This window comes from Brevibacterium aurantiacum, from assembly GCF_003932995.1.
In the GTDB taxonomy this organism is placed as follows: domain Bacteria; phylum Actinomycetota; class Actinomycetes; order Actinomycetales; family Brevibacteriaceae; genus Brevibacterium; species Brevibacterium aurantiacum.
The window spans coordinates 3,748,505-3,768,188 of sequence record NZ_CP025333.1 but is presented as its reverse complement, the minus strand read 5'-3'; the positions used below and the strand labels follow the sequence as shown (position 1 = coordinate 3,768,188).

The window sequence follows — 19,684 nt, the reverse complement described above, 5'->3', positions numbered from 1 at the left end:
GCGTGCGACACCTCGGACTCCTTCCTCCGAAGCTCAGTGCTCTGTCGGCCGAGCTGCAGCAGTGTGACCTGTCTATAGTGGAGACGGGAGAGGGGTGCCAATGCGGATCGGCGAAGTTGCCAGACGCTCCGGTGTGAGCGCTCGGATGCTGCGACACTATGAATCCTTGGGCCTCATCGATCCCAGCGAGCGCACCTCGAGCGGGTACCGGGAGTACTCCGCGGCCGATATCGGTCGCATCTTCCATATTGAGGGGCTGCGCAAACTCGGAATGTCGCTGTCAGAGATCGGAACCCTGCTCAGCGATCCGGCGTTCGATCCCAGCCGGCTGCTTCACGAGCTGGTCGAGACGACCAAGCAGCGCATCGCAGCCGAACAGGAGCTGCTCTCCCACCTCGAACGCATCGACCGCCTCCACCATGCCGATGGTGAGGCGCTGCTGCTGACCATCGATCTCATGCGCTCCCTGGAATCTGGTGACGTCATCCAACGGCACAAGGCGGCTTTGGGCAGCGGCGTCGACGGAACGGTGCCCGTCGAATCCCTGTCGACAGCCGTACTCAATGAACCCGTGCTCAACGCCGCCGGGGCCATGCGCTGGGCCTTGGCACAGTCGGGATCCGAAGCGGTCCGCTATTTGGCGAAGGGCATGGACGACCTGTCCGTCGACGTCCGACGCAATGCGCTGCAGGCCCTCGACGAGATCCGTCGCAATACAGCGAGAGACGAGCTCGGGCCCGTCGCTGAGAAGATGATCACCGCGTCCCTGCACTCCGGCCTCGGCGACCCAGATCTTCAGGTGCGCAGCAGTGCGGCGCTCATTCTCGGTCAGATGGGGGATCCCGTTGCAGTCTCAGATCTGCTCGAGATCGCGATGGATGGGCCCAAGGACATCGAAGCCGCCGAAGCTCTCGCCGCATTCGTCAATGAGGCCCCGGAGGAAGGGGCACGGGCAGAGGTCGCGTCCCGGATCATGGCGGACCTGCGTCGCCATGCCAAGTCACCTGAGGCGACGGTGCGTTTTCGAGTGCTGCAGGTCCTCATCGAAACTACCGGTGCCGAGGCCGATGACTTCATTGCAGAGCTGCGCACCGACGAGAGCTTCGAAGTCGCAGCCACGGCAACCGCAGCCCTGAACCGACGCCGCGATCATTAAACTTGTCCCATGACCTCCGGAACAACGACGCCCGATCCTGGGCCAGACCGATCGGCCGCCTCCCCGAAGAGACGGCAACGGCAGCCGTTCGCGTTCCGGCGTCACCATTTCACGGTCACCGGGGTGCTTGACTACCTCTTCTTCCTCTTCGCCGGAGCCTCGTCGACCTGGTTGGCGGTGCTGATCCTGTTCAAGGGATTCTCACTGGGCTGGTGGCAGGTGCTGACTCTGCTCGTGTTCTGGGTGGTGGTGTCCTACCTGGCACTGCCACGGCTGCACCGCATCCTGTCCCAGATCTACGTCCCCAACTACTTCATCGGTCGAGCCCGGACGTCGGACGGACTGCTCGGCGACCCGGTCAACCTCGCATGGCGCGGCGATGAGGCACAGATCCACCACGCGATGAAGGCCGCCGGGTGGATCCTTGCCGACAGCATCACCCCGGCCTCGACCTGGGAGATCATCGCATCCACGCTGACGAGGCGAAGCTATCCCAAGGCGCCCGTATCGCCTCTGCTGCTGTTCGGCAGACGGCAGGACTTCGCTTATCAGCAGGAGGTCGACGGCGATCCCGGGCAGCGACATCACGTCCGATTCTGGAAATGCCCCACCGGCTGGATGCTGCCCGGTGGGCACCAGGCGGACTGGTTGGCGGCGGGCACATACGACAAGAGCGTCGGAATCTCTCTCTTCACATTGCAGTTCACCCACAAGATCGAAGAGAACACCGATGTCGAACGTGACTACATCGTCGACACGGTGTCTTCGGCCGATGAGGCGATCGTCGTTCAGCACATCGAGGACTTCTCGACCGGCTACCACTCGCGCAACGGCGGCGGAGACGCGATCATCACCGACGGAGACCTGCCGATCATCGAGGTCACCGAGGTCACCGCTGACGAATCCGACTCCCCGGATCGTCTCGACCTCGCCCTCGATGCGACCTCGATCTACGCCGATGCCAAATCAGTCAGGGAGGTCACCAGGACTCTGTGGCACAGGCGGCCGCTGCAGACTGTCGTCGGTGCCGCACTCGTTCTGATTCTGCTCCTCTTCCAAGCATGGGACGTCCTGGGCACCGTGCTGGACTGGAACGGACTGCGCACTGAAGTCGTCGACTACAGCAAGGACATCGAAACCCTCGGAAACGAGGTGGCGACACGGATCGTGGCGGGCGTTCTCATCGGACTCAGCCTCCTCATCGGATGCCTGCAGGTGATCGCGAGCATCTCCGTGTTCCGGGGCAGCAACCGGGCGAGGCTGTGGATTCTGACTCTGTCCACAGTGTCGGTGATCGTGTCGATGACGAACTACTTCACCGGAGATCGCGACCTCGCGACCAACATGTACGCGTTGACGACGATCGCCATGCAGGTCGCTGTGCTGTGGTCCTTGTCGAGTGACTCGTCGCGGTTGTTCACCCGTTTCAGCACCGCAGCACTTCGTGCCGAACGCCAGGATCGGGCACTCGAGGACTGAGTGCGCGCGCACTTGCTGAGTGTCTGCGCACAGAGGAGTCGTGGACTCCCTGCCCTGTGTATCCTGATTGCGACTGCATTCCGAGGCTGCGTACCTGCCACCGGAACCGGATCCAAGCGAAGAGGCGCAATCCCATGACCGAATCGACATCCCGCTCATCTGCTCCCTCCGACGGGGCTGAGGCTTCTGACGCCTCTGTCTTCGACACGATCGATCCGGGCCTCAAAGTGGTCAGCGTCGAAGTGGAGATCGCCGCCCCGGCTGCCGAGATCTTCGAGCTCATCGCGGACCCTGTCCGCCAACCCGAGTGGGATGGCAACGACAACCTGGGCACAGCCGCTTCAGGGCAGAGGCCGACCAGCGTCGGAGGTTCCTTCATCACCACCCTGACCAAGGGCGTGGACCGTGAGAACCACATCGTCGAGTTCGAAGAGGGCAGGCTCATCGCCTGGAAGCCCTCCGAAGTCGGCGGGGAGCCCTTCGGGCAGAAGTGGACGTGGGAGATCGAAGCGACAGGAGAACGCTCAAGCCTGGTTCGCCAGACATATGACTGGACCGAGTTGAGGGACCCTCGGCGACTGCCCCGGGCACAGTCGACGACCTCGCAGAACCTGCTGGCCTCACTTGAAGGACTCAAGGCGCTCGCCGAAGGCTGAGACGCAAGCCAGCAGCACCTCGGCGAGGCCACGGCTCAGCCGCGTTGAAGCACAAGCTCCAGGTCATCGAGCACTGTCCGATCCTCGATCGTCGAGGGCACGGCCGGGGAGTCGACTCCGTCAGCGATCTCGCGCATCGTCTTGCGCAGAATCTTCCCCGACCGGGTCTTCGGCAGTGCAGTGACGATATCGACCTGCTTGAATGCGGCGACGGGGCCGATCTCCTTGCGCACCAGTGCCACGAGCTCGGCGATGACCGCCTTAGGATCGGTCGCCTCGGCGGAATCACTGAGAACGACCAGCGCACGCGGACTCTGCCCCTTCGTGTCATCGTGAACACCGATCACTGCGGTCTCTGCGACTGCGGGGTGGGAGGCGATGACGGCTTCGATGACACCCGTGGACAGGCGGTGACCGGCGACGTTGATGACATCGTCGGTGCGACCCATGACGAAGACATATCCGTCTTCGTCAAGGTATCCCGAGTCGCCGGTGAGGTAATAGCCGTCGAAGGCCGAGAGATATGAGGACACGAACCTGGAGTCATCGCCCCAGACGGTGGCCATCGTTCCCGGCGGCAGGGGCAGCTTCATGACGATGAGACCCTCCTCGCCTGCCGGCATGGGCTTGCCGGCTGGATCGAGGACGCCGACCTGGAAGCCCGGCACCGGCTTGGTCGGGGACCCGGCTTTGAGGGGGAACTGCGTGAGGCCGAGTGGATTGGCTGCGATCGGCCACCCGGTCTCTGTCTGCCACCAGTTGTCGACGACGGGAATGTCCCGACCGGTCGCCTCGGCGAGGATGTTCGTCGTCCACTCATAGGTGTCGGGATCAAGACGCTCACCGGCGAGGAACGATGCCCGCAGGCTGGAGAGATCGTACTTCTTGATGAGTTCGCCGTTCGGATCTTCTTTGCGGACCACACGCATGGCCGTCGGTGCCGTGAAGTGAACGTTGACCTTGTGGTCTTCGATGATGCGGAAGAAGGTGCCCGCATCGGGGGTGCCGATCGGTTTGCCCTCGAACAAGACCGAAGTGACTCCGGCCAACAGCGGCGCGTAGACGATATAGGTGTGCCCGACGACCCAGCCGACGTCGGAGGCTGTGAACATCGTGTCACCGGGATTGAGGCCGAAGATGTTGGGCATCGAGAATGCCGAAGCCACCGCGTAACCGCCGGAATCGCGCACGATGCCCTTCGGCTTTCCCGTCGTGCCGGAGGTGTAGAGAACGTAGAGCTCATCGGTGGCCTTGACGGGGACGGGATCAATGCCCTCGGGGGTGTTCTCGAGGAGCTCGGCGTAGTCGAGGTCATTCTCGCCCATCTCGCAGCGATGCTCGTCGCGTTGGACGATGACGGTGAACTCAGGTTTGTTCTCGGCGATGTCGATCGCCTCGTCGACCATCGGCTTGTACTCGAGGATGCGGCTCTTCTCGACCCCGCACGAGGTGGAGATGACGGCCTTCGGAGAGGTGTCATCGATGCGAACAGCCAACTCGTTGGGGGCGAACCCGCCGAAGACCACCGAGTGGATCGCGCCGAGGCGGGCACAGGCGAGCATGGCGATCGCAGCCTCGGGAACCATCGGCATATAGATGATGACCCGATCGCCCTTGACCACACCCTTATCGGACAGGGCCCTGGCGAAGCGGGAAACCTCGTCGAGAAGGTCCGAGTAGGTGATCGTGCGAATCGTGTCGGTGACAGGCGAGTCATAGATGATTGCCGCCTGATCTCCGCGTCCGGCCGCCACATGGCGATCGACGGCGTTGAAGCACACGTTGAGCTCACCGTCGGGGAACCAACGGTAGATGGGGGCGTTGGCGTCATCGACGGCGCGAGTCGGCTCGGTGATCCAGTCGACGTGCTTCTTGGCCTGGTCGAGCCAGAACTCTTCAGGATCGGCAGCGATGCGGGCGATGACATCGTCGTAGCTGGGGGATTGGTCCTGTGCGATCGTGTTCATGATCCCATTGTGACCCATGGCACAGCGGCCCGTACCGGCAGATTGCGTCGATTTTTGGGTCTGTGATGGTTGCGCGCGAGCCGTTTCGACGCTAGAGCGACGGAGTTCTCTGACTGCGAGAGTGCCACTTGAGAGCACATGGTGAGACGGTCTTGTTGAAAATGTCCCCTGTGCCACACTGACGCCATGACTCAAACACAGGACAGCACGCAGAAGGTAGCAATCGTCACCGGAGCCTCTTCGGGAATCGGCGCGGCCACAGCAGCCGCACTCGCACAGGACGGTTGGCAGGTCATCGTCGCCGCCCGCCGCAAAGACAAGATCGAGAAGGTCGCTGCCGACATCGGCGGCACCGCCGTCGAGCTTGATGTCAGCTCGGACGAATCCGTCGCCAATCTCGCAGCCCAGGTCGATCGGGTCGATCTTCTGGTCAACAATGCTGGCGGTGCCCGCGGACTGGACCCTGTGGCAGAGGCCGACCTCGAAGACTGGCAGTGGATGTTCGACGTCAACGTCCTCGGCACCGTCCGAGTCACCAAGGCTCTGCTCGACAAGCTCATCGCCTCGGAGGGCCACATCATCAACACCGTCTCCATGGCCGCCTTCACCCCCTACGCCGGTGGTGCAGGCTACAACGTCGCGAAGTTCGGCGAGGGCGCACTGACCCGGGTACTGCGACTCGAGCACGTCGGCGACCCCATCCGAGTGACCCAGATCGATCCGGGACGGGTGGAGACCGACTTCTCCCTCAACCGCTTCGACGGTGACGCGGACAAGGCCGCCAAGGTGTACGCCGGCAAGCTCAACCTGTCCGCCGACGATGTCGCAGAGTCGATCCGCTGGGCCGCTTCTCTGCCGAGCCACGTCAACATCGACCACATCCACATCATGCCGCGCGACCAAGCCTGAGCTTCCCGGTCGCGCGTCGGCGCTCGGCGCGCGACCGGTGGCCACCGGCCAGCAGCTGTTCGGGCAGGCCGTACGTCGGCCCAGCCTGCGCAGAGCGTGCATGAACTCAGCTGTTTCACAACAGGTATTGTGCCGAGAACTCCTGATTGTCATCGCAGACAAGGCACAATGGGGACATGAGATATCTTGTTGCTCTGATCATCGGCATCGGCGCCCTGTTCGGCATCAACGCCTTCGCCGACCTCTTCTCGATGCCACGCCCATGGGGTTCGCTGCTGATGGGTGCGACCGTCGGAATCACGATGGTCGTCGTTCTCCTGATCTGGGAAGTCGTCAAACCCAGCAATAAGGACGCCGCCCCCGCGAAACCGGCGATGAGCGAGGAAGAGCGCGCGAATGCGCGTGCGGAACGTCGCGCCCGTTTGGCCGCCGAGGCGGGGGTGAGTCTTGATGACAACGGCGAGCCCGAGTCGCAGAGTGAAGCGAAGACCTCCGAAGCGAAGCCTTCCGAAGCCGAACCTGCGCCGGAGAAGACCACCGCGACTGAGTCGAAGACCACTTCGCCCGGAAAGACCGCTGTGCCCGGGGCGACCGCTGTGCCGGAATCGAAGACCACTGAAGACTCTGTGCCTGAGACGGCCCCGCCGATGCGATCGGCGGCAGAGGACGACACGTCACCGGAAGCCGACGAATCCTCGATTGAGGCGGAACCGGGCGTGGCCCCAGGCACCGATGCCGAGCGGAACTACGAAGAACCGGAGACCTTGTCACCGGACGAATTCAACGAAGAGGCGACGGGATCGTCCCTGGAAAGCCCTCCGACCGGAGAACCCGGAGTCTCCGTGGACTCGCTGGAAGCCGCTGAATCCGAGACCGCCGAGGCAGACGGAGTATCCGGTGACGACGAATCGGCAGACGCCGAGGAGTCCTCGGATGACGACGGGGCCGGAGAAGAGACGATTCCCGGCGGACCAACACCTAAAGGCTGATCACGGCAGCTGACTGCCGAAGGCGCTGACTGAGGAACAGGCCTCGCCCCGGCATCACTCCGTGTCTGAGGCTGCCCCCGAGTAGTGTGCGGCGAGGATCCTCAGACCCTCTTCGATGCTGACGCGCGGCGTCCACCCGAGAACCTTCTGGGTGCGGCGCTGGTTGAACCAGTGCGCGGTGGAGAGCTGCTCGGCCAAGAACCTCGTCAGCGGAGGCTCATCGTCGTGTTCTCCCAGTTCCCAGGCCTTCTCCACGACCGAGCCGGCGGCCAACGCGGGCCCCACGGGAATGCGCAGCTTCGGCACCTCGGCGCCGCCGGCGATCGCGATCCGCGACATGAGTTCACCGATGGGACGCGGCTGACCGTTCGTCACGACCAACGATTCGCCGTGCGTGGCCGCCACAGCGTCTACGGCGGCAACGATCGCCTCGACTGCGTTGTCGACGAACAGGGCGTCGACTAGCGGGGCACCCGATCCGAGAATCGGCATCCGGCCCGCCCGTGCACGGTCGATGACGCGTTCCGTCAACTGTGTGTCGCCAGGACCCCACATGAGGTGGGGGCGGAGGACGAGGACCTTGAAGTCCTGCGAATCGGCATCCAGTGCAATGAGCTCCCCAGCGGCCTTCGTTCGCGCGTACTCGCCGCGTGCCAGCTCGGGGGAGGCCGGACCTGCTCCTGCGCCGATGATCGAATCACCGGTATGGGCCACCGACGGTGAGGAGATGTGGACCAACCGCTTCACACCAGCTGCCTGAGCAGCATCGACGAGGGTCCGCGTGCCGCCGATGTTCACGGCCTCGAACTCGCTGGGGTCGCCCATCATGGATACCTTCGCTGCCAGGTGCACGACCGCCTCGGCGCCGGTGAGGGCTTCGGCAGTGCGGCTCGGATCAGTGACCGAGCCGATGACATCGCGGGCACCGGCCACCGAGGAGGGGCGACGCTGCAAGGTGGTGACCTCGTGGCCGTCTGCCACCAGCGCACGAGCGACGGATGACCCCAGGAGCCCGGAGGCGCCGGTGACGGTGATCTTCATGAAGACTCCTCAGACGGACGGGAAACGGACGGAATTCAGACCTTGGTGCGCACCGAACCGCCGGATAAGACGTGGTCGGCCCAGGTCGCCAAACGAGATCGATCGATCTTCGAATTGTGGCGGATATCGGTCGGGAATGTGGGAGCGATGAGGACCGCTGTGAGGTCGTGTCCGACAGTGTCGGCAACGAGTTCCCGCAGGCGCGCGGTCAGGTCCAGCGGTGCCAGACCGGGAGACAGCTCGGTCCCTTCAGCATCGAGGACGGCCACCAGCGACTGCGTTCCAGCCGGGCCGATGCCCACGATCGAGGAGCGGCTGACCTGCTCATCGGAATCGATGAGTGCCTCGAGGCCACCGGGACCCACAGGTCCTCGCGGTGTGGTGACCACATGCTGCAGGCGACCTTCGAGCCAGACGCGTCCCTCGGCGTCGATGTGGCCGATGTCGTTCGTCCGATGCCAGGTCCGACCGTCGAGGTCATCGCGTGCCGAGGCCGCGGTGGTGGCCCAGAGGTTGTCGTAGCCGGATTTGATGTGAGCGGCGCTGACGACGAATTCGCCCAGGTGTCCCTGTGCGTCAACGCCTTGTTCCAGCACATCCGCGGATGCACCTGAGTCGTCGATCGGAGCCAGGGCCAGTTCGACGCCGTCGATGGGGCGGCCCACGCACACGCCGAGGTTGGCCGTGGCGTCCGCGGCGGCCACACCGGCACGGTCGATGTCGGTCAGCAGGAGACCCTCGGTCATCCCATACGGCGAGTGGATGCTCGCGTTCGGGAACACCTCGGCGATGGAATCCATCAGCTCCAGCGGCACGGGGGCACCTGCCGAGAGCACGAGTTCGACCCGCGCGCAGGCGGCCTTCTGCTCCTCATCGAGGTCAGAGGCGGTGGCTGCGACGTTCTTGTACGCGGCAGGGGAGGCGAAGACCATCGTGGAATGACCGGCGATGATCGCATCGGAGATGGCGCTGGCCGTCAGAGTCTTCGGCTTGGTCACGGACATGTCCGGAGTCACCGAGGTGGCCCCGATGGCCGGTCCCAACAGCGCGAAGGGTGGGAAGCCGGCGACCAGGCCGGTGCCTTCGCGGACATCGAAGACGCGGGTCAGCACTGCTGCCAGGGCTGAGATGTCGCCGTGGGTGTAGCGCACGCCCTTGGCCGGTCCCGTCGATCCGGAGGTGAAGAGGATCGCCGCATCGTCGGTGGCTGCCGGGGTTGGCAGCTGTGCGTGGTGTGTGGTGCGCGAAAGCGCAGTCAGGCTGGTTTCGACCTTGAGGAGTTTGGCCTGCACCGCTCCCAGCGGGGATACGGAGATGCGGCGTCCGGGCCAGTTGAAGGCGCGGGCGAGGCCCAGTCCCGGCAGTTCCCCGATGATCCACTGCGGATCCGCCGAGGTGGTTGCCCGGGTCATGCCCTTCGGTCCGAGCCCGGCGTCGGCGACGACGGCGACCGCACCGATCTTCAGGCAGGCGTAGAGGGCCGCGGTGAGGTTGTTGCCGGGTGGCACGAGCATGGAGACCCGATCACCGGGGCGCACACCGAGTTCGAGCAGACCGCCCGCGATGCTCGTCGTCACGTGCCAGAGATGGCGCCAGGAGATCTGCTGCGCAGGGTTCTGGGCGAAGTCCACCGAGGCGATGGACTCGTCATCGTGGCGTGCGTCGAGGATCGCGGTGACCCCGCGTGCCGGGGGTTCTGCGTCCGGTGACTGCACGTTGTCGGCGTTCGTGTCCGTCGAGGCAGGGAACTGTGTCTTCAGCCAGTCGGTGACGACTCCGGCGACATCGTAGTCCTCGCTGACCAGGTGCGAGCCTAGTTCGAAGCGGTGCACATCGGCCTGGGGCAGGCGCTGACGCAGATCACGCAGGTAGCGTTCGAGGAACACCGGGTCCTTCGGTCCCCACACGAGGAGCGCAGGGTGCTCGTTGGCGGCGATGTCGGCACCCACGCGCTGGAGCTCGGAATAGGACGGGTGGTTCTCATCGACGGGGATGTCGGCGACGAAGCCACCGATCCCGTGACGCAGAGAGGCGTTGTCATAGGGGGAGCGGAAGGCGTCCTTGATCTCTGGATCGAGATCGCCGAGGCTCATCGTCACCCGCAGGAATCCGTCGGTGACCACGGTGGCAGTCGGGAGCATGGGCCCGGCCAGTGTGGCCCGCAGGGGTGCCGGTATGGGGGCGTCCTCGGGCTGGTGGACGGCCGTGTTCAGGCTGATGGAGGCGGAGACGAGATCGGTGTTGCGTGAGGCCCAGCCCAGGGACAGGACGCCACCCCAGTCGTGACCGATCGTCACGATCGGATGATCGACGGACGTAGCTCCGTCGTTGGGTGCAGTCCCGGCGTTGGGTGCGGCACTGCCGGCAACCTCGGCGAGGAGGGGTGTGACGACGGCATCGAAATCGGTGATGCGCTGGGACATGCGACGGACCTCGGCACCGTGGGGAGTCGGCAGCGACTCATGGCTCAGCCGCTCTGAGAACCCCATATCGAGCTGGTCGGGGGCGATGAGACGCCACACGCGACCACCGGACCGGGCGATGTCCACCGTCGCCTGCGCGAGGTGTCGCCACAGGTATGACCAGGTCGGATTGCCGTGCAGGGCAAGGATCGTGCCGCTTGGTTCCAGCCCTTCGCCGCGCAGCACCTCAAGGGTGTCGAGGACGTGGAAGGAATGCGGCCCGTCGGGAGTCCTGGCCTCGACGATTCGGGACCAGGCAGGGTCCCACTCGGGCAGCTTCGGGGGAGTCTGAGCCGGCCGTGCAGGAAATCTCATTGAACCTCTACCACTCGATTTCGGTCATTGCGGTGTTGAGTCCCGACCCGACTCCCATGCACAGGATGCGGTCGCCGGGCTTGAGGTGTGATGCCTCACGGCTGAGCGTGATCGGCAGGGATGCCGGTCCCACATTGCCCAGTTCGGGATAGGTGACCGGAATCCGATCGGGATCGAGATTCGCGGCCTTCGTGATTGAGTTCACGTGCACGTCGGAGACCTGGTGCATGACGTAGCGATCCATCTCGCGCCAGTCCCAACCGTCCTCGTGGGCTTCCTCCCACGCGGCGACGACGAGTTCCATACCGCCGGCCAGCAGGCCCTTGGTGTCGGTGAACATTCCGTTGTGATCGCCTACGCACAGCTCGTGGTGCTGGGTCGCGGCACGGGTGATGCCGCCCAGGATGCGGTGGCCCTCCGGGTGCTTGTCGGCTGGCCCGAGGACGGCGGCGGAGGCACCGGACCCCAGTGTCAGGGAGGCGAACTCGTTGAGGTATTCCTCGCGGCTGATGCCGGGACGGGTCAGTCGGGCCAGTGTGGCCTCTTGGACGCGGGAGGCATCCTCACCGGCGACGACGAGCGCGTACTCGATCTGTCCGGCGTCGATCATGTTCGCAGCCAAGGTCATGCCGTTGACGAAGCCCAGGCAGGCGTTGGTGATGTCGAAATTCATCGCCTGCGAGCCCAGACCGATGCCCGCGTGGACGCCGACGGCCACAGAGGGTTCGAGGTGCTCACGCGTGACTGAGGTGTTGACCATCAGTCCGATCGACTCGGGAGAGACCCCCGACTCGGCGAGGGCCTTCTTACCGGCCGCGATCGCTCCATCGGCGAACTGGCTCGGCACGTCCCAGTTGCGGCGTGCGTCGACACCGGCGACGCGCTGCAGAAGACCGGTTGGCAGATTGAGGGTGGACAGGGTATCGGCGAGGCGCTCGTCGAATTCTTGGGAGGTCACTTCGTTCGGGGCGAGGATCTCGGTCAGGCCGAGAAGCGCCACGTTCGAGTGCCTGAATGTTGCGTTGCCGTTCGCCAATTGAGGTTCTCATCCCTTTGCGGGTCGTTCGTCGTAGTCTGCTGGGCCGATGCGACGCACCCTATGAAGCGCGCCACGACGGGGGAAGTCCGGAGACTATCTTATATCCCTCAGGCTGAATTGTTTCTCAGCGAGTGAACCAGGTGAATCCGTCATAGGCCATTCCCGTCGCACAGAGGATCGCGATTCCTGCTAAAACGATCGACGTCACCGTGTGCGAGACCTTCGAGGACTGGAACCGAACGGCACGCGAATGGGACATGGGGCGGTCGGTGACGAAGCGTCCGAACTGCACGAAGATGCGCCAGTCCATGACATCGATGAGCGACTTCGCGGCGAGGGTGAAGACGATGATGCATCCCACACCCATGAGCAGCGCGAAGATGAAGCCCATGAAGCCGAACTCGCGGAAGAACTCGACGACACGATCAGCGATGGCGGTGGCGAAACCGGTGAATCCCTCGCTGAAGGGCAGCGCGTCAAAGGAATCGGTGATCCGGCCCAGGGTGAACCCGTCGCGTTCGGTCTGCTCCGCGCCGATGAACATGGCGACGGCGGCGGCCAAGGCGACGAGGAGGTTGATGATGGTGATCGTCGAATTGTCCGGCCAGAAGGCCAGGGACTTCAGCGTGTAGGTCGAGGCCAGAGCCACGCAGATGATCGCTCCGGCCAGGGCACCGACGGTCGCGGGCAGGAGCAGGTTGTTGAAGAACACGAACGCGATGACGGCGATGAGGGCGGCGCCGAAGATATATGTGAACACCGCCAGCGTGTCACCGTTGGACGACGTGGCCGCACGACGGTTCGTTTCGACCATCTGCCCCGACTGGCCGATGTTGTCCCGCAGCTGCGCCTTCGTGGCGCGCTCGTCGGAATCGGTGCCGGCCGCGGGCATGACGCGGGTCTCGTCCTCGGTCATTCCGTAGACGCGCTCGGGTTGCTGGTTATAGGCCCGAGTCGACTGATCATAGGCACGAGTCGGCTGGTCATAGGCTCGGGTCGACTGATCGTATGAGCCGCCCCGTGGCCGTGAACCCGGTGCGTGGCCCGGCTGACCGGTGCCGCCGGGACCGTAGCCTGGCTGCGTCTGCCCGCCTTGTGGCCCACGCTGCGGAGCCGGCTGCCATCGCCCGATCCGAGCCGCGATGATGTAGATGATGAGGACGACGAGTGCTGCGAGGACTCCGATTGAGATGCTGGCGCCGAGCTCGCTCATGAAGGACTTCCTGGGGATGGACAACGATGGTCGAGTACTCAGTCTAAGGAGGATCGGGGCGGTATTCACGTTCACCCACGGGACGGGCCGCGAATGTAGGGTGAGATCACGACCTGCAACGGCCTCCCGAGCAGTGAGGACCGCCCAGCATTCGAAGGAGAATCGCGATGAGCAACGCCCAGGCATTCACATCATCGGCTATGCCGCTTGACCAGCAGATCGTCCTCGTGACAGGAGCCGGGCGCGGTGTGGGCTCGTCCATCGCGAAGGCCTTCGCGCACGAGGAGGCCGCGCTCGTCATCAACTACCGCTATTCGGCCGAAGCAGCGGAGGAACTCGCCGAGGCGGTCCGGGCCCGCGGCGGACGTGCGGTGGCGATCGAGGCCGATGTCACCGACTCACGTGCCGTGGACGCCATGTTCGCCGCCGCACATGCGGAGTTCGGCGCGCCCGTGTCGACGGTGGTCAACAACGCCCTCGTCGACTTCTCCTTCAACGGGGAGGAACGACAGCCGGCAGACGAGATCGACTTCTCCGATTTCACCGACCAGTTCCGCGGCGCCGTCGGTGCCGCGCTCAACACCGTCCAGGCCGCGATGAGCGGATTCCGTGAGATCGGATCGGGCCGGGTCATCAATATCGGATCCAACCTCGTCCAGAACCCGGTCGTGCCGTACCACGACTACACGGCGGCCAAAGCGGCTCTACTGTCCCTGACCAGGACCTTTGCAAAAGATCTCGGCCCCTCAGGAGTCAGAGTGAACATGGTCTCCGGTGGTCTGCTGCGCACCACCGACGCCTCCTCGGCAACGCCGGAGGAGGTCTTCGACCAGATCGCGGCACAGACTCCGCTGGGTCACGTGACGACTCCGGAGGAATTCGCCTCGGCGGTGGTGTTCTTCGCATCGCCGGCCTCACGCGCGGTGACGGGCCAGAACCTCGTCGTCGACAACGGCCTGGTGATGGGCTGACCCGCCGGCAGCCGAAGTCAGGAGCGACTCCGCACCGGCTCGTGAACTTTCGTCGAGAGCCGACCGTAGCGGCGGCGGGCGACTTCAGGGAGTCGGCTTTGGCTGGTGCGGTCGGCTCTCGGCGATGTGCTTCTTGATGGCAGTGAACATTTCGCTGCGAAAGAGATCGGCCCAGACCAAATTGAAGACTGTGAACCCGGCATTGGCGAGCCGCATGTGCCGAGCATGGTTGTCCTTGCTGGCTCGATCTGGTCCGGACTCATTGAGGTAGTACTTGCCCAGACCATGGAACTCCACGATCAACGGAAGTCTTGCGTGCTTGAAGTCGCATCTGCCGAGAAACTTCCCAGCGCGATCGTGCACTGTCACCTGCGGAATCATCTCTCCGATGGAGAATCTGTGGAATTTCACCGCACAGAGTGACTCGCCCTGAGACTCATGCAGCGGGTCGGACAGCTCGATGCCTTGCTTCGCAACTCTGCACCCTCTTCGACGAATCTTCATCTGCTCGAAAAGGTCGGACTTGCTGATGTTGCCGGCTCGAAGAGCCTCGGAGATCATCGGTACGGATATCTCCAATGGGTAGTCATGAGCGATGTCGGAGAGCGTGCGCGAGAGATCTGTGACCGCAAAATCGCCGATGGTGGTCTGGTCTGCCGGTGGAACGATGCGGTTATAGATGCGCAATGTTGGGAAGTTCTCGTGATAACCGGTACGGATGATCTCGGCCCTGTCGGTTGCAGGGAACGGCGGGCGAATGCCGTGAATCAGAGCAGCCGAGATGTGAGAGAAGACGTCTCCGGAGCGGAGCTCGTGCAGTCGCGAACGAATCAAGGGTTTGAGGTTCTCGCTCTGGTCTCGGATATCGCCGAAAGTCTGGGGATAAGAGATCGGCTCGGCAGCGCCAGGCGAGTGCAGAACGGCATGATGCGGTGAACTGCAAGGGCGGACCACAGCATAGTGCCCACGCCGAATCTTTTGCAGGCAACACTGCTGCGCTCGGCGGACGTCATCATCGGTCAAGCCGAATCTGAGAAGGTCCTGTTTCATGTAAACCTGAACCATCTAACGATAATGGCATCAAACGATACTAAACGCAATGAAATGCTAAGTATTGAAGCGGATGCAATCGCAGATTCTGCTAGTCCGGAGAATGCGAATTCGCCGAAGGCCGACCGTAGCGGCGGCGGGCGACTTCAGGGAGTCGGCTTTGGCCGGTGCGGTCGGCTCTCGACGATTGATCGGACGGCTCTCGACGTTTGTTGGGTGGGAGCGAGCCGAGGGCCTCAGACCTTGTCGAGGAACGCCAGACTGCGGTCGAGGAGCAGCTGCGCGCTGTCCCCTCGGTAGTCAGCGACCAGCGGATCGCTGAAGAGGTGACTCCCGCCCGGGTAGAGGAAATACTCCGCCTGCGCCCCCGCTCGGGTAGCCGACTCCAGCAGAGTCTGTGGCGCAGCTGCGTCTCTCCACTCGTCATCGACTGAGAAATGGATCTGGACGGGCACATTCTCCTGCCATCGCGTGGGCTTGGGGAAGCCGCCGCCGTGGAAGAGGAGCGCGCCCCGTGCCCGCGCGTCGTTCTTGCCCATCTGCTGGGCGATGCCGGCACCGAGGGAGAGCCCGGCGAAGACGATCTCACCAGTCAGGTCAGCACAGGCCGCGGCAGCCCGATCGACCAGCTGAGAGAACCCGACGTCCTGCGAGTGACCGACCCCGGCCTCGGCGGTGGTGAACGTGCGTCCCTCGTAGACATCGGGGGTGAGCACGGTGTGCCCGGCGGCTCTGTATCGATCGGCGATCGCTTCGACGCCGGGAGTCTTGCCCAGTGCGGAATGGAGCAGAACGAGGGTTGCCATGGCGATCTCCTGTTGTCTCAGTTGAATCCAGCACTGCCGCGGCTCAAGGTATGACTCAGCGGCTGCGGCCGTGCGGGATGGCGAAGGAGTCGACCTGTGCCGTCTCCCAATCGGCAGCCCAGTCATCGGGAGCGCCGCTGAGCAGCTCGCCGGGCTTGAGCCAGTCGTAGAGACGAGCGTAGGACCAGGACTCAGACTCCGAGACATTGCGACGCAGCATCGTCGGTTCCAGCTCATCCGGATGGGCCACGCCCATCGAAGCCATCAGGCGCACGGCCTCGGTGACGGTGCCGTCGTGGTAGTTCTTCACGCGAGTCGACTTGTCGGGAACATCGATGGCGCGAGCTCGGCGAGGATCCTGTGTGGCCACGCCGACGGGGCACTTGCCTGTGTGGCAGACCTGAGCCTGAATGCAGCCGACGGCCATCATCATGGCACGAGCTGCCATCGTGAAGTCGGCACCCTGGATGAGTCGCTTGACGATGTCGGAACCGGCCGCGATCTTCCCTGCCGCACCGATCTTGATGCGATCCCGCAGTCCCGCACCCATGAGCGCGTTGTGCACGATCATCAGGCCCTGTGTCAGGGGCAGGCCGACGTGGTTCTCGAATTCGAGCGGCGCAGCTCCCGTGCCGCCTTCAGAGCCGTCGACGATGATGAAGTCTGGAGTGATGCCAGTCTCGACCATCGCCTTGCAGATGCCGAGGAATTCGGTGCGCGAACCAACACAGAGCTTGAAACCAGCAGGCTTGCCGCCGGAGAGCTTTCGCATCTGCTCGATGAACTGCAGGAGCTCGATCGGCGTCGAGAACACGCTGTGGTTCGGTGGGCTGACACAGGTCTTGCCGACGGGAATGCCGCGGATCTCTGAGATCTCCTCGGTGACCTTCGGGCCGGGCAGGACGCCGCCGAGGCCGGGTTTGGCACCCTGGGAAAGCTTGAGAGAGACCATCTTGACCTGTGGGTCCTGTGCTTTCTGGGCGAAGACGTCCGGAGCGAATTCGCCCTCGGGGGTTCGGCAGCCGAAGTAGCCGGTGCCGATCTCCCAGATCAGGTCGCCGCCGAACTCCTGGTGATAGGGCGTGATCGAGCCTTCTCCGGTGTCCTGGGCGAACCCACCCAGGGCGGCGCCTTTGTTGAGCGAGCGCACCGCATTGTCACTCAGCGATCCGAAGCTCATGGCCGAGACGTTGAGGAGCGAGATGTCATAGGGCTGTGTGCATTCCGCCCCGCCGACACGGATCCGCGGGGGAGTGGGGGAGCTCGCGATCGGAACCGTGGAGTGCATGAGGGCCTCGTAGCCCGTGCGATTGACATCGCGTTCAGTCCCGAAGGCGCTTTCGGAGTGCTTGCCTTTGGCGCGTTCGTAGATTATTGCGCGAGTGTTGCGATTGTACGGACGGCCATCCCAGTTCCGCTCGATGAAGTACTGCTGGATCTCTGGGCGAATCGACTCGAGCAGATACCGTGCGTGACCGGCGACCGGATAGTTGCGCAGGATCGAATGCTTCTTCTGGGTCACATCCCAGGCGGCGAGGGCGCCGAGGCCGAGCGCTGAGACGGCGGCAGCGGCCTGAGCCACGCGCTTTCCTGTTGAGTCTCCTCCGGGCTGGCTGACCATGGGGTACCGACCTTTCCTTGAACTTCTTCGGTCTGTGCTTGATGCGAGCCTAAACCGAGAACACGGGGATTTCAGGAAAGGGTGGGCTAAATTTCCGCCCGTCTGGCTCAGAACACTCGTATGAGCAGCGCCTGGACCAGTTCGTCGAGCTGGAGGGAGTAGCCGATGATGAGGAGGAACCCCGTGGCGATCCACGCGACTTCCTTCCAGGAGTCGTAACCGCTGAGGGGACGGTTGTCGTAGCGAAGTCCGCCGGCCATGACGATGACGAGGTCGATGACCCACCACAGGCCCAGTCCGCCGAGGCTGACCAGCTTGAGCCCGCCGGTGAGGAAACGTCCCGTGTAGAGGCGGTCGGCACCGAGGAAGCCCAGCAGGAGCGATAGGAGCCAGGTGACGAAGAAGGAGCGGTTGGGATGGTTGTGCTCGGCCTCATTGTCGGAGTTCGGTCGTTTCACGGAACCCGGACGTTCAAGGGAGTCAAGGGAATTGAGGGAATCGAAGGGGTCGATGGAGGGCAGTTCGGGGACCAGAGGCGACACGGACACGGTGTTCTCCTTCTCTTGCGTCGCCGCTCTCCGGGGAGCGGCGACGTGATGTGATCGACGTGCCGCGGAGAACCGGGGGATGGGCGTCAGGTGGGGGATCTGAGTACAGCCTAGGAAGCACGTGAGTGTTCGCGCATTGGGGTTTTCCCCAGTATCGGCATAGCGTTGGATCTATGAGTACTGGTGAGCCGAGCGCGACGAGTACTCGGCGAACCATCGTGGCGGTGTTCTTGGCCGGAGTCTCGGTCTTCCTCGTGCTCTATGAGACGCAGGGACTGCTCCCCGCCATCCGCGGCGCCTACGACATCGACGCTCCCACAGCGAGCCTGACGGTCTCCGCCACCAACGTTGCCATGGCCGTCTTCCTCATCCCGTTCTCCGTGCTCGCCCCGCGCATCGGGCATGCCAGGCAGATCGCCGGCGGCGTGGTCCTGGCCGCGCTCCTCGCGCTCATCCTGCCGTTCATGCCGAGCCCCGAACTGCTCATCGCGGTCCGCTTCCTCCAAGGCGTGGCGATCGCCTCGGTGCCTGCCACCGCAATGGCCTATCTTTCGCTGCGGCTGCCGGCGAAGGCACTGCCCGGCGCTATCGGTGTCTACATCGCCGGCAACACGATCGGCGGACTCTCCTCCCGGCTCCTGACCGGTCTTGCCGCGGAGGGCCTCGGCTGGCACGGCGGCCTGGCGTTCACCGCGGCAGTCTCTCTGGTCTTCGGGCTCATCGTGGTCTGGCTGCTCCGCCACGATCTCTTCACCACCTCACGAGTGATCGCCGCCCGCGAATCGTCGACGACTGCGCCGGAACCGGCGGCGACAGAGCAGGAGTCGACGTCCGATGCAGAATCCTCGGCAGCAGCGGACACCGCGCAGCCACCTCGGCGGGCGATCATTCCGCTGAGATCGGGGCTGTGGCGGATCTACCTCACCGGCTTCCTGTGCATGATCGTCTTCGGCGGCTCCTTCACGATGCTCGGCACTCGGCTGCAGCATGATCCCTGGCGGCTGAGCGAAGGCGCAGTCGCACTGTTCTTCCTCATCTACCTCGTCGGCACCGTCGTCACCACGTACTACGGTCGGTTGGCCACGAGGCTCTCGCGCACCTCGTTGACACTGATCGGGATGGTCACAGCACTTGTCGGCGCCGGACTCACTCTCGTCGATGATCTGCCGGTGATCATCATCGGCATGTCCCTGCTCACCGGCGGCTTCTTCCTCGGCCACACGGGCGCATCCGCGTCAGCCAGCGCCTCACGGCCCGGTGTCGACTCCACCCGATCGGCGGCCATCTATCTCACCGTCTACTATCTGGGCACCAGCCTGGGCGCCTGGCTGTCGGCGGTTCTGTTCACCGTTTTCGCGTGGCCGGGCGTGGTCGTGATGTGCATGACCTCATTGTTCGCCGTTCTCATCTTGACGTTGACCGGGGCTTCGATAGGGTTCAAGAAACGCAGCTGATCATTCGT

The 19,684-nt window shown here is 63.9% G+C and carries 16 protein-coding genes; 7 read left to right on the top strand and 9 right to left on the bottom strand.

Annotated features, from left to right (window positions below):
* The first annotated feature begins 100 nt into the window (after positions 1-100).
* The 3 genes from CXR25_RS17355 (at position 101) to CXR25_RS17345 (ending at position 3,291) form a co-directional block, all read left to right on the top strand.
* Positions 101-1,156, top strand: coding sequence for a MerR family transcriptional regulator (locus tag CXR25_RS17355; RefSeq protein ID WP_009882309.1), 1,056 nt, complete (start codon positions 101-103; stop codon positions 1,154-1,156).
* A 9-nt stretch (positions 1,157-1,165) separates the two neighbouring features.
* Positions 1,166-2,635 carry an LssY C-terminal domain-containing protein gene (locus CXR25_RS17350; protein ID WP_125240815.1) on the top strand — a complete coding sequence of 490 codons (1,470 nt, stop codon included), beginning with the start codon at positions 1,166-1,168 and terminating at the stop codon, positions 2,633-2,635.
* A 134-nt stretch (positions 2,636-2,769) separates the two neighbouring features.
* Complete coding sequence (locus CXR25_RS17345; RefSeq protein ID WP_009882312.1) at positions 2,770-3,291, top strand: SRPBCC family protein; 522 nt, start codon at positions 2,770-2,772, stop codon at positions 3,289-3,291.
* A 35-nt stretch (positions 3,292-3,326) separates the two neighbouring features.
* Here CXR25_RS17345 and CXR25_RS17340 read toward each other — a convergent pair whose 3' ends face one another.
* Positions 3,327-5,258 (bottom strand): acetate--CoA ligase, encoded by a 1,932-nt coding sequence (locus CXR25_RS17340; RefSeq protein ID WP_069601060.1) that lies wholly within the window; start codon positions 5,256-5,258, stop codon positions 3,327-3,329.
* 186 nt (positions 5,259-5,444) lie between these two features.
* Between CXR25_RS17340 and CXR25_RS17335 the strand changes: the two genes are divergently transcribed.
* Positions 5,445-6,167, top strand: a complete 723-nt coding sequence (locus CXR25_RS17335) for an SDR family oxidoreductase (RefSeq protein ID WP_096146066.1) — start codon at positions 5,445-5,447, stop codon at positions 6,165-6,167.
* Between the two features lie 176 nt (positions 6,168-6,343).
* Positions 6,344-7,156, top strand: coding sequence for a hypothetical protein (locus tag CXR25_RS17330; protein ID WP_009882315.1), 813 nt, complete (start codon positions 6,344-6,346; stop codon positions 7,154-7,156).
* Between the two features lie 54 nt (positions 7,157-7,210).
* Here CXR25_RS17330 and CXR25_RS17325 read toward each other — a convergent pair whose 3' ends face one another.
* The 4 genes from CXR25_RS17325 to CXR25_RS17310 all read right to left on the bottom strand — a co-directional run bounded on the left by CXR25_RS17325 (position 7,211) and on the right by CXR25_RS17310 (position 13,226).
* The gene (locus tag CXR25_RS17325; protein WP_125240814.1) at positions 7,211-8,197 is read right to left on the bottom strand and encodes an NAD-dependent epimerase/dehydratase family protein; all 987 of its coding nucleotides are present in this window, start codon (positions 8,195-8,197) and stop codon (positions 7,211-7,213) included.
* 35 nt (positions 8,198-8,232) lie between these two features.
* Positions 8,233-10,974, bottom strand: a complete 2,742-nt coding sequence (locus CXR25_RS17320) for an alpha/beta fold hydrolase (RefSeq protein ID WP_096178005.1) — start codon at positions 10,972-10,974, stop codon at positions 8,233-8,235.
* A gap of 7 nt (positions 10,975-10,981) precedes the next feature.
* Positions 10,982-12,010 (bottom strand): 3-oxoacyl-ACP synthase III, encoded by a 1,029-nt coding sequence (locus CXR25_RS17315; RefSeq protein ID WP_125240813.1) that lies wholly within the window; start codon positions 12,008-12,010, stop codon positions 10,982-10,984.
* Between the two features lie 127 nt (positions 12,011-12,137).
* Entirely contained in the window at positions 12,138-13,226 is a 1,089-nt protein-coding gene (locus CXR25_RS17310; RefSeq protein ID WP_069601055.1) for a hypothetical protein, read from the bottom strand.
* Between the two features lie 167 nt (positions 13,227-13,393).
* On the opposite strand from CXR25_RS17310, the gene CXR25_RS17305 reads away from it, so the two are divergent.
* On the top strand, positions 13,394-14,197 hold the full coding sequence (locus tag CXR25_RS17305) for a 3-oxoacyl-ACP reductase (protein WP_009882320.1): 804 nt from the start codon (positions 13,394-13,396) through the stop codon (positions 14,195-14,197).
* A gap of 84 nt (positions 14,198-14,281) precedes the next feature.
* On the opposite strand, the gene CXR25_RS17300 is transcribed toward CXR25_RS17305, so the two are convergent.
* The 4 genes from CXR25_RS17300 to CXR25_RS17285 all read right to left on the bottom strand — a co-directional run bounded on the left by CXR25_RS17300 (position 14,282) and on the right by CXR25_RS17285 (position 18,222).
* Positions 14,282-15,262, bottom strand: a complete 981-nt coding sequence (locus tag CXR25_RS17300; RefSeq protein WP_125240812.1) for a hypothetical protein — start codon at positions 15,260-15,262, stop codon at positions 14,282-14,284.
* Between the two features lie 221 nt (positions 15,263-15,483).
* Positions 15,484-16,053 carry a dienelactone hydrolase family protein gene (locus tag CXR25_RS17295; RefSeq protein WP_009882322.1) on the bottom strand — a complete coding sequence of 190 codons (570 nt, stop codon included), beginning with the start codon at positions 16,051-16,053 and terminating at the stop codon, positions 15,484-15,486.
* 55 nt (positions 16,054-16,108) lie between these two features.
* On the bottom strand, positions 16,109-17,674 hold the full coding sequence (locus CXR25_RS17290) for an FMN-binding glutamate synthase family protein (RefSeq protein ID WP_096178015.1): 1,566 nt from the start codon (positions 17,672-17,674) through the stop codon (positions 16,109-16,111).
* 107 nt (positions 17,675-17,781) lie between these two features.
* On the bottom strand, positions 17,782-18,222 hold the full coding sequence (locus tag CXR25_RS17285; RefSeq protein ID WP_235350412.1) for a TM2 domain-containing protein: 441 nt from the start codon (positions 18,220-18,222) through the stop codon (positions 17,782-17,784).
* A gap of 173 nt (positions 18,223-18,395) precedes the next feature.
* On the opposite strand from CXR25_RS17285, the gene CXR25_RS17280 reads away from it, so the two are divergent.
* Positions 18,396-19,676, top strand: coding sequence for an MFS transporter (locus tag CXR25_RS17280; protein WP_114385104.1), 1,281 nt, complete (start codon positions 18,396-18,398; stop codon positions 19,674-19,676).
* The last annotated feature ends 8 nt before the right edge of the window (positions 19,677-19,684 follow it).